The organism is Streptomyces sp. NBC_01384, from assembly GCF_045040035.1.
Classification (GTDB): domain Bacteria; phylum Actinomycetota; class Actinomycetes; order Streptomycetales; family Streptomycetaceae; genus Streptomyces.
In genome coordinates this window covers 953,637-967,971 of the sequence record NZ_CP109559.1, presented here as the reverse complement: position 1 = coordinate 967,971, position 14,335 = coordinate 953,637, and the positions used below count along the sequence as shown (strand labels likewise).

Sequence of the window (14,335 nt, the reverse complement as noted above, 5' to 3'; positions counted from 1 at the left end):
AGGCAATCTAAAGCGCATTAGTGATCGATTGCAAGAGGTCGGCCGAACGGCTGTGACCAGCCATGTTGTGGCACTAATGAATTTAGCTGGGCCAAATCCATTGACTTGCCCGCCGAGTTGGCTGCAAGGTCTGCCCCGGCACCGTTACCCCTGCTGCAAGAGGAGCCCCATCCGTGCGCATCTCCCGCAGAGTTTTCGCCGCCGCTGCCGCCGTAGCCGTCGTCCTGCCGCTGAGCGCCTGCGGCTCCGGGGGCGACGGCAGCGACTCGACGGACGCCTCCGGCAAGGTCGAGGGCGACATCACCTTCCAGACCTGGAACCTGAGGGCCAACTTCAAGTCGTACTTCGAGGGCGTGATCGCCGACTTCGAGAAGAAGTATCCCGGCGCCCATGTGAAGTGGGTCGACCAGCCCGCCGAGGGCTACGCCGACAAGATCAGCGCGGACGCGGCCGGCGGCACCCTGCCCGACGTCGTCAACGTCTCCCCGGACCTCGTCGCCCCGCTCGCCAAGGCGGGCCTCGCCCTCGACCTGGACAAGTCCGCCGCCCAGTACAAGAAGGAGTACCTGGACGGAGCCTGGGCCAGCCACCGGATACCGGGCATGACCGGGACGTACGCCTTCCCCTGGTACCTCAACACCGGCCCCCTCTTCTACAACAAGTCGCTCTTCAAGGAAGCCGGACTCGACGCCTCCAAGCCACCGACGACGTACGACGAACTCTTCGCCGACGCCCTGCAGCTGGCCAAGCAGAGCAACGGCAAGGTCGCCACCCTCGCCAACGTGCCCACCATCGAGGACTTCGGCCGCTACGGCGTCGAGCTGATGAACAAGGAGGGCGCCGCCTTCGCCTTCAACGACGCCAAGGGGATCGAACTCCTCACCAAGTACAAGGAGTTGTACGACGCCAAAGCACTCGACCCGCTGGCACTGACCGCCACCCCGGAGTCGTCCGGAAGGAAGTTCCTCACCGAGGCCGTCGCCATGAATCCCGGCAGCGCGCTGGACCTCGGCAACTTCAAGAAGCAGGCGCCGAACCTCTACAAGAACATCGGCATCACGGACCAGATCACCAGCACCGGCAAGGTGAACATGTACGTGATGGGCGTGATGGTCAACTCCCGCACCAAGCACACCCCGGCCGCGGTCGCCTTCGCGCACTACGTCACCGACGCGCAGAACCAGATGTCCTTCGCCAAGAAGGTCGCCATCTTCCCGAGTACCGCGGGCTCGCTCGACGACCCGTACTTCACCAAGGAGGACGGCACCGACGAGACACGGGTGCGGATCGCCGCCGCCAAGTCCCTGAAGAACGCGGTCAATTACACCCCGGTCCTCTTCAGCGAGCAGATGAAGACCGCGCTGCGCAACGAGGTCGCCAAGGCGCTGCAGGGCAAGGAGAGCTCCAAGACGGCTCTTGACAACGCTGTCAAAGCCTGCGACACGCTGCTTCGGCAGCAGGGCTGAGCGGCGGACATGGCGAGTTCCTCCAGTGCGGCCCGTGTGCGGCGCCAACTGCCCACCAGCCCCTGGCTGTTCGCCGCTCCAGGCCTCCTGGTCGTGAGTGTCTTCATCCTCTATCCGTTCGTCTCGACCGTGGTCAACGCCTTCACCGACCGCCGCACCCTGATCCCGGGCAGGTTCGTGGGCCTCGCCAACTTCCGGGAGCTGCTGCACGACGACATGTTCTGGATCGGACTGCGCAACAGCACGCTGTACGTCCTCGGGGTCGTCCCCGCGCTCGTCCTGCTGCCGCTGCTGCTCGCCCTGCTGGTCCAGAAGAACATCCCCGGCATCACCTTCTTCCGGTCGGCCTTCTACACCCCGGTCGTCGCGTCCATCGTCGTGGTCGGCCTGATCTGGGTGTGGCTCCTGGACGAACGAGGCCTGGTGAACGCGCTGTTGGAGACGGTCGGCGTCGGCAGGGTCGGCTTCCTCGGCGATCAGTGGCTGCTCCTGCTGAGCGCCATGGCCGTCACCGTCTGGAAGGGCCTCGGCTATTACATGATCATTTACTTGGCCGCGCTCGCCAACGTGCCGCGCGAGCTGCACGAGGCCGCGGCGGTGGACGGCGCGGGCGCGGTCCGCCGCTTCCTCACGGTCACCGTGCCCGCCGTCCGCTCCACCATGGTGCTGGTCGCCGCGCTCTCCTCGGTCGCCGCCTTCAAGGTGTTCTCCGAGGTGTACCTGATGGCGGGCCCGGACGGCGGCCCGGCGGGTGAGGACACCACCCTCGTCATGCTCGTCCAGCGCACCGGCACCGGACTGACCGGCCGCGTCGGGTACGCCTCCGCCATCTCGGTCGTCGTCTTCGTCGTCACCGTCGCGCTGATGCTGCTCGTGCTGCGCGCCGACCGGAAGGAGGACGCGTGAGCGTGCTGGAGAAGCCGCGGCCCGTCGAGCCGCGTCCGCCGGTCGAGCGCAAGCCCCGTCGCCGCCGTATCACCGACGAGCACGGCCGCCGTGTCCGCGGCTGGGAACTCGCCCTACGCTACCTGCTGTTGCTCGCCGTCCTCGCCCTCACCGTCGGCCCGTTCCTGTGGCAGCTGTCCACCTCGCTCAAGGGCCCGACCGAGGACATCTTCAGCTCCCCGCCGAAGTTCCTGCCGAGTGACCCGACCCTGCACAACTACAAGCGGGTCGCCGACACCATCCCCGTATGGGACTACGCCTTCAACTCGCTCAAGGTCGCGGGCGCCAACGTCGTCACGAACTGCGTCGGTTCGGCCCTCGCGGGCTACGCACTGGCCCGGCTGCGCTACCGCGGCAGGCAGGTGGCCACCCTCGTGTTCATCCTCGCGATGCTGGTCCCCGTCGAGGGCATCATCATCGCCCAGTTCACCACCATGCGTGAGCTGGGCCTGAACAACACGCTGATCGGGGTCGTCCTGCCCGGCTGCATCGGCGCGATGAACGTCCTGCTGATGCGCAATGCCTTCCTCAACCTGCCGTACGAGATCGAGGAGGCGGCCTTCGTCGACGGGGCGAACGCCTGGCAGCGGTTCCTGAGGATCGCACTGCCCTCCGTGAGGGGCACCCTCGCCGTCGTCGCGATCTTCGCCTTCATGGGCGCCTGGGACGACTTCCTGTGGCCCCTGATCGTGCTCAGCGACCCCTCGAAGTTCACCCTCACCATCGGCCTCAACTATCTGCACGGCACCTTCGCCAACGACGAACGGCTCGTCGCCGCGGGCACGATCATCGCCGTGGCACCGCTCATCGCCCTCTTCGCCTGCCTCCAGAGGTACTTCTTCCGTGGGGTGGGGGAGGGCGCCGTCAAGGGCTGACCGCTGACCCCCGGGTACGCACAACAGAACCAGGATCTTCATGTCTGCTGCCGTGCGCTTCGGCGTCAACTACACCCCGAGCGAAAGGTGGTTCCACCACTGGCTCGACTTCGACCTGGACTCCGTACGCGCCGACCTCGACTCCATCGCCGCGCTGGGCCTCGACCACATCCGGGTCTTCCCGTTGTGGCCGTACTTCCAGCCCAACCGCGCGCTGATCCGCCCGCGCGCCGTCGAGCAGCTGCTCCAGCTCGCCGACGCGGCCGGCGAACGGGGGCTCGACGTCAACGTGGACGGTCTGCAGGGGCACCTGTCGAGCTTCGACTTCCTGCCCGCGTGGACGCGGACCTGGCACCGGCGCAACCTGTTCACCGACCCGGAGGTGCTCGACGGCCAGGCGGCCTATCTGCGCACGCTCGCCGCGGCCCTCGCCGACCGCCCCCACTTCATCGGCATGACGCTCGGCAACGAGGTCAACCAGTTCTCGGCGGGCCCGCCGCATCCGGACCCCGACCGGGCGAGCAGCGCCCAGATCGACGACTGGCTGGAGCGGATGCTCGCCGCCTGCGAGGAGGGCGCCCCGGGCAGGCTGCACCTGCACGCCGAGTACGACGCGACCTGGTACCAGGACGACATGCCGTTCACCCCGGCCCAGGCCGCCCGGCGCGGCGCCGTCACGGCCGTGCACTCCTGGGTCTTCAACGGCACCGCCCAGCGGCACGGCCGTACCTCCGTGCCGACCGAACACCACGCCGCGTATCTGATCGAGCTGAGCAAGGCCTGGGCCGACGACCCGCACCGGCCCGTCTGGCTCCAGGAGGTCGGCGCACCCGCCCCCCTGATCCCGCCCGAGCACGCCGCGGCCTTCACGGAGGCGACCGTCGCGGGCGCGCTGGACTGCCCCGACCTGTGGGGCATCACCTGGTGGTGCTCCCACGACGTCTCCCGCGACCTGGCCGACTTCCCCGAACTCGAATACGGGCTCGGCCTGTTGACCAACGACCGCCGCCCCAAGGACATCGCGCGGGCGCTGGCGCGCGCGGCCCGCGAGCACCACGACACGCCCGCCACCCGCACCATGGCGCTGATCGTCCCCGCCGACCCCGCTTCCCGCTCGCTCTGCGCCCCGGGCGGCCCCGTCTTCGACGCCTTCTTCCGGCTCACCGCCGACGGCGCCCGCCCCACCACCGTCCTCGACGCGCGCGCGGACGACAAGGAACACCTCGCCGCGCGTGGCATCACCGAGGTCGTCAGTCCCGACCAGGTACTCCCCACCCCACAAGGAGGAACCCGCTCGTGAACCCCACCAGACGCACAGTCCTGCTCGCCGGCGCGGCAGCCTCGCTACTGCCCGCGCTGCCCACCCTGCCCGCGGTCGCGGCGACGAAGGCCGCCGCGACCGCGGCACCGCCGTACGCCTCGTACTGGTACCCCGACTCGCTGCCCTCGGGCACCCCGGGCACCGGCATCAGCTGGCGCAGCCTCAAGGCCTGGAGCGCCGCCGCCGACGCCGACCTGGCGTTCAACGCCTCGACCGTGCCGCTCGCCGCCCGCTTCACACCGACCCCGGCCAACACGACGGCCCGCGGCGGCCAGGCCCGTGTCCAGTCCCTCGTCTCCTTCGGCCCCACCTCGAGCAACCCCTCGCAGGGCGCGGCCACCGCCGACTACTACGCCCTCACCCACTGGGCGTACCTCGACGAACTCGTCTTCTGGGGCGGCTCGGCGGGCGAGGGTCTGATCCTCGCGCCGAACGCCCCGATCGTCGACGCGGCCCACCGTCACGGCGTATCCGTCCTCGGCAATGTCTTCCTGCCGCCCGTCGCCTACGGCGGACAGCTCCAGTGGACCCGCGACCTGGTGCAGAAGGACTCCACCGGGCACTACCCGCTCGCCGCGCAACTCGTCGCGGTCGCCGCCGCGTACGGCTTCGACGGCTGGTTCATCAACGCCGAGACGAGCGGCGGGAACACCGCGCTCGCCACCGACATGCTCGGTTTCATGACCGAGTTGAAGGCGCTCGGAACGGCCGCTGGACAGCGCGTCACCTGGTACGACGCGATGACCGTGAGCGGCTCGGTGAGCTGGCAGGGCGCGCTGAACAACCAGAACAAGACCTTCTTCCAGGCCGCCGACTCCATGTTCGTCGACTTCCGCTGGTCCCAGAGCAGCCTGGCCTCCTCGGCGACGACCGCTCAGCAACTGGGCCGCAGTCCGTACGAGTTGTGGGCGGGCGTCGACGTCGAGGCGAACGGCACCAGCGCGTCGGTGAACTGGGACGCCATCGTGCCGAGCGGCAGGGCGCACGTCACCTCCCTCGGCTTCTACCGGCCCGAGTGGACCCGCAACCACCTGTCCGCGAGCCGTACCCCCGGCGACTTCCATGCCGCCGACGACTTGTTCTGGACCGGTTCGTCCCTCGACCCCGCCAAGCCCGACACGAGCGCCAGTTGGCGTGCCCCTGCCGTCTCGGTCGCCGACCGCTCGACGGTCATGTCGGTTCCGTTCGCGACCGTCTTCAACACCGGTCACGGACTGAAGTGGTACGAGGACGGCGAGGTCACCTCGGGCACGGGCTGGAACCACCTCGGCCTCCAGGACCGCCTGCCGTCCCGCCGCTGGGTCGTGCGGACGACCGGACAGCGCCCTGCCGTCACCTTCGACTTCGCGGACGCCTGGCGGGGCGGCAGCAGCCTCCTCGTCGACGGCGCCCTCGACGCGCCGACCACGCTGGACCTGTACGCGACCAGGCTGCCGCTCACCGCGGACACGGTGGTCGAGCTCACCTACCGTACGGACGCGGGCAGCGCCTCCCTGGAGCTGGCCGTCGCCACCGCCGAGCCGGGCGCGGCGGGCGGGGCGCCCCCGTACACGTACTTCCCGGTCACGTCCTCGGGCGACGGCTGGGGGACCGCCACCGTGCGGCTGACCGGACTCTCCGGGACGGTACACGCGCTGGGCGTGCGGCTGACGGCGAGCAGTGGGCCGGTGCGATGGCGGCTTGGCGGGCTCGCCGTCCGCGATGCCGTGGTCACCCCCGCCGCACCCACCGACCTGCGTGTCACCGGCGCCGACGGCGGCAACCTGCGCTTCGCATGGCAGGGCGCCCCCGGTGACGTACGGCACTACGAGCTGTACCGGACACTCCCCGACGGCACGCGCCGCTTCCTTGGCGGCACCTGCCAGAGCGCGTTCTACGTCGGCGGTCTCGCCCCCGAGCAGGGGGAGGCGGCCGGGGGGTTCGAAGTGCGCGCGGTGGGGGAGCTGTTCACCGTCTCGACCGCCGCCACGACCACCCACACCTGGTAGCAGCACCACCACACGCACCACCACACGCACCGCCTTCACGCACCACCTTCACCCCACGGAGCACCCCATGCATGACGACCGCACCCTGGTCGAAGCCCGCCTCAAGCGCGTCCTCGACGAGCGCATCCGACCCGCCGTGTACCCCGAGTCCGTGCCGCTGGACGTGGCGGTGTGGCACGCGCCCGGCGAGCCGGTGCCCGTCGCGGAGGGGCTCGCGGCGACGCCCGAGCCGATCGAGGTGGGCGCGCGCTGGGGCGCTCCGTGGGGCACCAGCTGGTTCCGGGTCACCGGGACCGTCCCGGAGGCGTGGGCCGGGAAGACGGTCGAGGCCCTGTTGGACCTCGGCTTCGACGAGAACATGCCCGGCTTCCAGTGCGAGGGGCTCGTCTACCGACCCGACGGCACTCCGGTCAAGGGCCTCAACCCACGCAACCAGTGGGTGCGGATCGGCGCCCCGGTCGAGGGCGGCGAGGAGGTCCGGCTGCACATCGAGGCCGCCTCCAACCCGGTGATCCTCGACTACCACCCCTTCCTTCCCACGCAGTTGGGCGACAAGGAGACGGCGGGCAGCGAGCCGCAGTACACCCTCACCCGGATGGATCTCGCCGTCCTCGACGAGACCGTGTGGGAGCTGGTGCTCGACCTGGAGGTCCTCGGCGAGCTGATGGCCGAGCTGCCGTTGGAGTCCGCGCGGCGCTGGGACATCCTGCGCGCGGTGGAGAAGGCGCTCGACGCGGTCGACCTCCAGGACGTCGGCGGGACCGCCGCCGCGGCGCGGGCACGGCTGGCGGGGGTGCTCGCCGAGCCCGCCGCGCCGTCCGCGCACCGGATCAGCGCCGTCGGGCACGCGCACATCGACTCGGCGTGGCTGTGGCCGCTGCGTGAGACGGTCCGCAAGGTGGCGCGGACCACCTCCAACATGACCGCGCTCATCGAGGACGAGCCCGAGTTCATCTTCGCCATGTCCCAGGCCCAGCAGTGGGCCTGGGTGAAGGAGCACCGGCCCGAGGTGTGGGCGCGGGTGAAGAAGGCGGTCGCGGAGGGGCGGTTCGTGCCCGCGGGCGGGATGTGGGTCGAGTCGGACACCAACATGCCGGGCTCGGAGGCGATGGCCCGTCAGTTCGTGCACGGCAAACGGTTCTTCCTCGACGAGTTCGGCATCGAGAACGACGAGGCCTGGCTGCCCGACACCTTCGGTTTCGCCGCCGGGCTTCCGCAGATCATCAAGGCCGCGGGCTCCAAGTGGCTGCTGACGCAGAAGATCTCGTGGTCCCAGACCAACAAGTTCCCGCACCACACCTTCCAGTGGGAGGGCATCGACGGCACCCGCATCTTCACCCACTTCCCGCCCGTCGACACCTACAACTGCTCCATGCGGGGCAGCGAGATTGCCCACGCGGCCAGGAACTTCAAGGACAAGGGTGTCGCCCGGCACTCCCTCGCCCCCACCGGGTGGGGGGACGGAGGCGGTGGCACCACGCGCGAGATGGTCGCCAAGGCGGCCCGCCTCCGTGACCTCGAAGGCTCCGCGACCGTGGCGTGGGAGACCCCGGCGGAGTTCTTCAAGAAGGCCGAGGCCGAATACCCGGGCGCCCCCGTCTGGGTCGGCGAGTTGTACCTCGAACTGCACCGCGCCACCCTCACCAGCCAGGCGAAGACCAAGCAGGGCAACCGCCGCAGCGAGCACCTCCTGCGCGAGGCCGAACTGTGGGCGGCGACCGCGGCCGTACGAACCGGATTCCCGTACCCGTACGAGGAGTTGGACCGGATCTGGAAGACGGTTCTGCTCCACCAGTTCCACGACATCCTGCCCGGCTCCTCCATCGCCTGGGTGCACCGCGAGGCCCGCAGGACGTACGAGCGGATCGCCGAGGAGCTGACCGGCGTCATCGAGGCGGCACAGCGTGCGCTGGCCGGCGAGGGTGTCACGGAGCTCGTCTTCAACTCCGCACCACACAGCCGCGACGGAGTCCCGGCGGGCGGGGCCCTCCCGGTGGCCGTCGGGCGCGAGGTCGCGCCCGCGCCGCGCGTGAACGGCGGCTACGTCCTCGACAACGGCCTGCTGCGGGTCGAGATCGACGCCCAGGGCCTCGTCGTCTCCGTGTACGACATCGACGCCGACCGTGAGGCGATCGCCCCGGGGCGCGCCGCGAACCTGCTCCAGATCCACCCCGACTTCCCGAACATGTGGGACGCCTGGGACGTCGACGAGTTCTACCGCAACACGGTCACCGACCTCGTCGACGCCGACGATGTCGTCCCTGGTGAGGACGGCGTGTCGGTGCGGATCGTACGGTCCTTCGGCGCGTCGCGGGTCACTCAGGTGCTGTCGCTCGCGCCGGGGGAGCGGCGCCTCGGCATCGACACCGAGGTCGACTGGCACGAGACGGAGAAGTTCCTGAAGCTCGCCTTTCCGCTCGACGTGCACGCGGAGCGGTACGCCTCCGAGACCCAGTTCGGGCACTTCTATCGGCCGACGCACACCAACACGTCCTGGGAGGCCGCCAAGTTCGAGGCGTGCAACCACCGGTTCGTGCACATCGAGGAACCGGGCTGGGGCGTCGCGCTCGTCAACGACTCCACATACGGCCATGACGTGACCCGTACCGTCCGCGACAGCGACTCCGGTACGACCACCACCGTGCGTGTCTCGCTGCTGCGCGCCCCGCGCTTCCCGGACCCCGAGACCGACCAGGGCGTCCACCGCTTCCGGCACGCGCTGGTGCCGGGGGCCGGGATCGGGGACGCGGTGCGCGAGGGGTGGCGGATCAATCTGCCGGAGCGGCGGGTGCACGGCGCGGAGGAGGTCGCGCCGCTGGTGGGCGTCGCGCAGGACGCCGTCGTGGTGACCGCGGTCAAGCTCGCCGACGACGGGAGCGGGGATGTGGTCGTACGCTTCCACGAGTCCCGGGGCGGGCGGACGAAGGCCGCGCTGACGGCCGGTTTCGAGATCGCGGACGTCACGGTGACCGACCTGCTGGAGCGGCCCCTGACCGATGCCGCGATCCCGGAGTGGGACGGCGACCGGGTCACCCTGTCACTGCGCCCCTTCGAGCTGGTGACGCTGAGGCTGTCGCGCGCCTGAGCACTCCGTGGGCCGCGGATCCGGCTACAGCGTGAGCTGGGTCCGCAGCCACTCCTCCACCTCGCCCACGTGGGCGGCAGCCGCGGCCCGCGCCGCCTCCGGGTCGTGGGCCACCAGCGCGCGGTGGATCGCCGCGTGCTCGCGGCGCGTACGCTCGAAGGCGCCCTCCTCCTCGTAGCCCCGCCAGACCCGGGCACGGAACGTGCGCGAGGACAGGCCCTCCAGGATGGCGGCCATGGTCTCGTTGCCCGCGGCGGCCGCGATCTCGCGGTGGAAGGCCAGATCGTGGGCGAGGATCTCCTCCGGGTCGTCCGTCGCGTTCATCGCCATCAGGTGTTTCTCGACCTCGGCGAGCTGGTCCGCCGTGATCCGCGCGGCGGCCAGCGCGGTCGCCGTCGACTCCAGGATCCGCCGAACCTCCAGCAGCTCGACCAGCCGCGGCCCGCGCGAGAGGTCGGCCACCACACCGAAGGTCTCCAGCAGGTCCCCGGCCTCCAGCTGGGTGACGTAGATGCCCGAGCCGTGCCGGGCCTCCAGTACGCCGAGGACCGTGAGCGCGCGGATCGCCTCGCGCATCGAGCTGCGGGACATGCCCAGCTGAGCGGCCAGATCACGCTCGGTCGGCAGCCGCTGCCCGGGCTCCAGCCGGCCCTCGCCGATCATCGCCTTGATCCGCTCGATGGCGCGCTGCGTCACGGTGCCCTTCTGCGGGGCGCCCTCCGTCCCGTTGGACAGGCTCTCGTCCACGCCAGTTCCTCCTGTTGCCGGGTGCGCCGCAGTCTAACCACCAGAGTGGTCGGACCACTACGGCCGATAACGCGGAAAACTTGGCGCACGGGGGTGTTGTGAAGGCGAAGTGGTCTGATAAATATTCGTCCCGGTTGAGCGGGACGCTCGGCCACGCACCGTCACACCCGATCGACATCGCTCAACGAGGAGCCGTCAGATGGCCGGCAGAAACGTGCGGAACAGGCGAATATCGTCGCGGGCAGTGCGTGCGGCGGCTGCGGCCGCCTGCGCGACCCTCGTGCTCGCGGCGTGCGGCAGTACCAAGGACTCCGTCTCCTCCGGCGGAAGCGGCGGCACCGGCAAGGTCGGGGTGATCCTGCCCCTGCTGACCTCGCCGTTCTGGCAGTCCTACAACGACTACGTGCCGAAGATGGCGAAGTCCGAAGGGGTCGACGCCCTCAAGACCGTCAACTCCAACAGCGACCCGTCCCAGCAGATCACCGACATCAACAACCAGCTCAACCAGGGCGTGAAGGGCCTCGTCGTGGCCCCCCTGGACAGCGCCGCGATCGCCGCGGGGCTCGACCAGGCCGAGCGCAGGGGCGTGCCCGTGGTCGCCGTCGACGTGGCGCCCGAGAAGGGCAAGGTCGCCATGGTCGTACGCGCCGACAATGTCGCCTACGGCGAGAAGGCCTGCGAGTACCTGGGCAAGCAGATCACCTCCGGCAAGGTCGTGCAGATCATGGGCGACCTGGCCTCCGTCAACGGCCGGGACCGCTCCGAGGCCTTCCGCACCTGCGTGCAGAAGAACTACCCGAAGCTGAAGGTCCTGGAGATCCCCGCCAAGTGGGAGTCCGACACCGCGGCCTCCAAGCTGGACACCCTGCTGAACGCCAACCCCGACATCAAGGGCATCTACATGCAGGCGGGCGGCGTCTACCTCGCCCCGACCCTCCAGACCCTCAAGTCCAAGGGCATGCTGAAGAAGGCGGGCCAGGCGGGCCACATCACCATCGTCTCGAACGACGGCATCCCGCAGGAGTTCGACGCCATCCGCAAGGGCGAGATCGACGCCACCGTCTCCCAGCCGGCCGACGCGTACGCCAAGTACGGCATGTACTACATCAAGGCCGCGATGCAGGGGAAGACGTTCAAGACCGGCCCGACCGACCACGACTCCGAGATCGTCAAGCTGCCCAGCGGCATCCTGGAGGACCAGCTGCCCGCGCCGCTGGTGACCAAGGACAACGTCGACGACCCCAAGCTCTGGGGCAACACGGTCAAATGAGCACCCCACTGGTGGAGGCGCGGGGCGTGGCCAAGCGGTACGGCCCCACCGTCGCCCTCCAAGACGGCCGACTCACCGTGCTGCCGGGCGAGTCCCACGCCCTCGTCGGGCGCAACGGCGCGGGCAAGTCCACCCTCGTCACCATCCTGACCGGCCTCCAGGCCCCCGACGAGGGCACGGTCCGCTTCGACGGCGAGCCCGCGCCCGCGCTCACCGACCGCGACGCCTGGCGCCGCAAGGTGGCCTGCGTCTACCAGAAGCCCACCGTCGTACCGGAGTTGACGGTCGCCGAGAACCTCTTCATCAACCGGCAGCCGGTGGGGCGTGGCGGGTTCATCAGCTGGCGCAGGCTACGGGCCGAGGCGGCCGAGGTGCTGGAGACCTGGGACGTACATGTCGACCCGGAAGCGCGGACCGCAGACCTCAAGGTCGAGGACCGCCAAATGGTCGAGATCGCCCGGGCGTTGAGCTTCGGTGCCCGGTTCATCGTCCTCGACGAACCGACCGCACAGCTCGACAACCGGGAGATCGAGCGGCTCTTCACCCGGATGCGCGCGCTCCAGGAGTCCGGTGTCACTTTCCTGTTCATCTCGCACCACCTCCAGGAGGTGTACGAGGTGTGCCAGACGGTCACCGTGCTCCGCGACGCCCGCTGGATCACCACCGCGCCGGTCGCCGAACTCCCGCGCGCGGCGCTGGTGGAGGCCATGGCGGGGGAGGCGATCGACGATCATGTGACCTCGCACCAGTCCGTGGCGGCCGACGCGCCGGTGATGCTCGACGCCCAGGGGCTCACCTCGGACGCCTACGAGGACATCGACCTCACCGTCCGCCGCGGTGAGGTCGTCGGCCTCGCCGGCTCCAGCGGCAGCGGCAAGATCGAACTCGCCGAGTCCTTCGCCGGACTGCACACCCCGACCGGCGGAACCGCCCGACTCGACGGTGAGCGGCTTTTGTTCGGTGACGTGCAGGCCGCGCTCAAGGCGGGCGTCGGCTGTGTCCCGCGCGACCGGCACGAGCAGGGCCTCGTCTCCGGCATGACCATCGGCGACAACGCGACCATGAGCGTTCTGAACCGGCTCGGCCGTTACGGCTTCATCGGCACCTCCCGCAAGCGCGGCTTCGCCACCGAACTGATCGAACGCCTCGACATCCACACCGAGGGCCCCGAGCAGCCCGTCTCCGACCTCTCCGGCGGCAACGCGCAGAAGGTCGTCATGGCACGCGCCCTCGCCTCCGACCCCCGCCTCCTCGTCCTCATCAACCCCACCGCGGGCGTCGACGTGAAGTCCAAGGAGTCGCTGCTGTCCCGGATGGACAGCGCCCGCGAGGACGGCACCGCCGTGCTCGTCGTCTCCGACGAACTCGACGACCTGCGCCGCTGCGACCGCGTTCTCGTCCTCTTCCACGGCCGCGTCGTCGCCGAGCACCCGGCGGGCTGGCACGACCATGAGCTGATCGCCTCCATCGAAGGAGTGGACCATGGCTGACACGAAGGCCCCGTCGGCCTCGTCACCCACCTTCATGCGAGCCCCCGACACACGGGCCGCCAAGACCGTACTGCTCCGCCGGGCCCGCGAACTCGCCCTCGTACCAGCCCTGCTGGTGCTCCTGGTGCTCGGTGCCATCGTCAACGACTCGTTCCTCACCGAACGGAACCTGATCTCCATCCTGGGCGCCTCGGCAGCGCTCGCGATGGTGGTCCTGGCCGAGTCGCTGGTACTGATCACCGGCAAGATCGATCTGTCGCTGGAGTCGGTGGTCGGCATCGCGCCCGCCGTCGGCGCCCTCCTGGTCCTGCCGTCCGCGCAGTCCGGCTGGGGCACGGAATGGCCGACCGTGCTCGCCTTCGTCGCGATCCTCGTCGTGGGCGGAGTCATCGGCGCCTTCAACGGCATCCTCGTGGTGAAGTTCAAGCTCAACGCCTTCATCGTCACCCTCGCGATGCTGATCGTCCTGCGCGGTCTGCTGGTCGGCGCCACCAAGGGCAAGACACTGTTCGGCATGCCCGACGCGTTCTTCCAGCTGGCCACCTCCACCTTCCTGCGCGTCCCACTGTCGGTGTGGCTGGCCGCGGTCGCCTTCGGCGTCGCCGGACTGATCCTCAAGTACCACCGGGTCGGCCGCGCCCTGTACGCCATCGGTGGCAACGCGGAGGCGGCCCGCGCGGCCGGTATACGCGTCGACCGGATACTGCTCGGGGTGTCCGTCGTCGCCGGCGTCCTCGCCTCGGTCGGCGGAATCATGCAGACCGGTTACGTCGGCGCGATCAGCGCCAACCAGGGCAACAACATGATCTTCACGGTGATGGCGGCGGCGGTCATCGGCGGCATCAGCCTCGACGGCGGCAAGGGCACCATGTTCGGCGCCCTGACCGGCGTACTCCTCCTCGGTGTGGTGCAGAACCTGCTCACGCTCGCCCAGGTGCCGTCCTTCTGGATCCAGGCCATCTACGGCGGAATCATCCTGGTCGCTCTGATGATCGCCCGCGTGACCACCGGCCGCGCCCAGGACTGACCCCCCTTCGATTTCGTCCGGATCCAAGAATTTACGGATCTTCGGATCTTCGGAGCTTCGAATATCCGGATCTGTGGATCTACGGACCCATCCGTGCGCCCCTGTCCCGCACCGAAAGGCC

General features: G+C 69.6%; 10 protein-coding genes. 9 read left to right on the top strand and 1 reads right to left on the bottom strand.

Annotation, left to right across the window (positions count from 1 at the left end):
• Nucleotides 1-173: 173 nt before the first annotated feature.
• The 6 genes from OG747_RS04200 to OG747_RS04175 all read left to right on the top strand — a co-directional run bounded on the left by OG747_RS04200 (nucleotide 174) and on the right by OG747_RS04175 (nucleotide 9,680).
• A complete protein-coding gene (locus OG747_RS04200; protein ID WP_405877912.1) occupies nucleotides 174-1,466 on the top strand; it encodes an ABC transporter substrate-binding protein in 1,293 nt (430 codons plus the stop codon).
• A 9-nt stretch (nucleotides 1,467-1,475) separates the two neighbouring features.
• Nucleotides 1,476-2,372: a carbohydrate ABC transporter permease gene (locus tag OG747_RS04195; protein WP_405877910.1), complete on the top strand. Its 897-nt coding sequence runs from the start codon at nucleotides 1,476-1,478 to the stop codon at nucleotides 2,370-2,372.
• The gene (locus OG747_RS04190) at nucleotides 2,369-3,286 is read left to right on the top strand and encodes a carbohydrate ABC transporter permease (protein WP_405877908.1); all 918 of its coding nucleotides are present in this window, start codon (nucleotides 2,369-2,371) and stop codon (nucleotides 3,284-3,286) included. The genes OG747_RS04195 and OG747_RS04190 overlap by 4 nt, the downstream gene beginning before the upstream one ends.
• A gap of 40 nt (nucleotides 3,287-3,326) precedes the next feature.
• Nucleotides 3,327-4,586, top strand: a complete 1,260-nt coding sequence (locus OG747_RS04185; protein WP_405877906.1) for a glycosyl hydrolase — start codon at nucleotides 3,327-3,329, stop codon at nucleotides 4,584-4,586.
• Complete coding sequence (locus OG747_RS04180; protein WP_405877904.1) at nucleotides 4,583-6,595, top strand: endo-beta-N-acetylglucosaminidase; 2,013 nt, start codon at nucleotides 4,583-4,585, stop codon at nucleotides 6,593-6,595. The genes OG747_RS04185 and OG747_RS04180 overlap by 4 nt, the downstream gene beginning before the upstream one ends.
• Before the next feature lie 67 nt (nucleotides 6,596-6,662).
• A complete protein-coding gene (locus tag OG747_RS04175) occupies nucleotides 6,663-9,680 on the top strand; it encodes an alpha-mannosidase (RefSeq protein WP_405877902.1) in 3,018 nt (1,005 codons plus the stop codon).
• 24 nt (nucleotides 9,681-9,704) lie between these two features.
• Here the strand turns inward: OG747_RS04175 and OG747_RS04170 are convergent, their stop codons facing one another.
• A complete protein-coding gene (locus tag OG747_RS04170) occupies nucleotides 9,705-10,427 on the bottom strand; it encodes a FadR/GntR family transcriptional regulator (RefSeq protein ID WP_405877900.1) in 723 nt (240 codons plus the stop codon).
• A gap of 199 nt (nucleotides 10,428-10,626) precedes the next feature.
• Between OG747_RS04170 and OG747_RS04165 the strand changes: the two genes are divergently transcribed.
• The 3 genes from OG747_RS04165 to OG747_RS04155 are packed head-to-tail and all read left to right on the top strand — an operon-like array spanning nucleotide 10,627 to nucleotide 14,214.
• On the top strand, nucleotides 10,627-11,697 hold the full coding sequence (locus OG747_RS04165) for a sugar ABC transporter substrate-binding protein (protein ID WP_405877898.1): 1,071 nt from the start codon (nucleotides 10,627-10,629) through the stop codon (nucleotides 11,695-11,697).
• Nucleotides 11,694-13,187: a sugar ABC transporter ATP-binding protein gene (locus tag OG747_RS04160; protein ID WP_405877896.1), complete on the top strand. Its 1,494-nt coding sequence runs from the start codon at nucleotides 11,694-11,696 to the stop codon at nucleotides 13,185-13,187. The genes OG747_RS04165 and OG747_RS04160 overlap by 4 nt, the downstream gene beginning before the upstream one ends.
• Nucleotides 13,180-14,214 carry an ABC transporter permease gene (locus OG747_RS04155; protein ID WP_405877894.1) on the top strand — a complete coding sequence of 345 codons (1,035 nt, stop codon included), beginning with the start codon at nucleotides 13,180-13,182 and terminating at the stop codon, nucleotides 14,212-14,214. Before OG747_RS04160 ends, OG747_RS04155 begins: the two co-directional genes overlap by 8 nt.
• The last annotated feature ends 121 nt before the right edge of the window (nucleotides 14,215-14,335 follow it).

What these genes read in the sequence shown, in the direction of transcription:
- OG747_RS04165 (WP_405877898.1), top strand. Translation starts at nt 10,627, where the DNA reads ATGGCCGGCAGAAACGTGCGGAACAGGCGAATATCGTCGCGGGCAGTG.
- OG747_RS04155 (WP_405877894.1), top strand. Translation starts at nt 13,180, where the DNA reads ATGGCTGACACGAAGGCCCCGTCGGCCTCGTCACCCACCTTCATGCGA.
- OG747_RS04160 (WP_405877896.1), top strand. Translation starts at nt 11,694, where the DNA reads ATGAGCACCCCACTGGTGGAGGCGCGGGGCGTGGCCAAGCGGTACGGC.
- OG747_RS04175 (WP_405877902.1), top strand. Translation starts at nt 6,663, where the DNA reads ATGCATGACGACCGCACCCTGGTCGAAGCCCGCCTCAAGCGCGTCCTC.
- OG747_RS04185 (WP_405877906.1), top strand. Translation starts at nt 3,327, where the DNA reads ATGTCTGCTGCCGTGCGCTTCGGCGTCAACTACACCCCGAGCGAAAGG.
- OG747_RS04195 (WP_405877910.1), top strand. Translation starts at nt 1,476, where the DNA reads ATGGCGAGTTCCTCCAGTGCGGCCCGTGTGCGGCGCCAACTGCCCACC.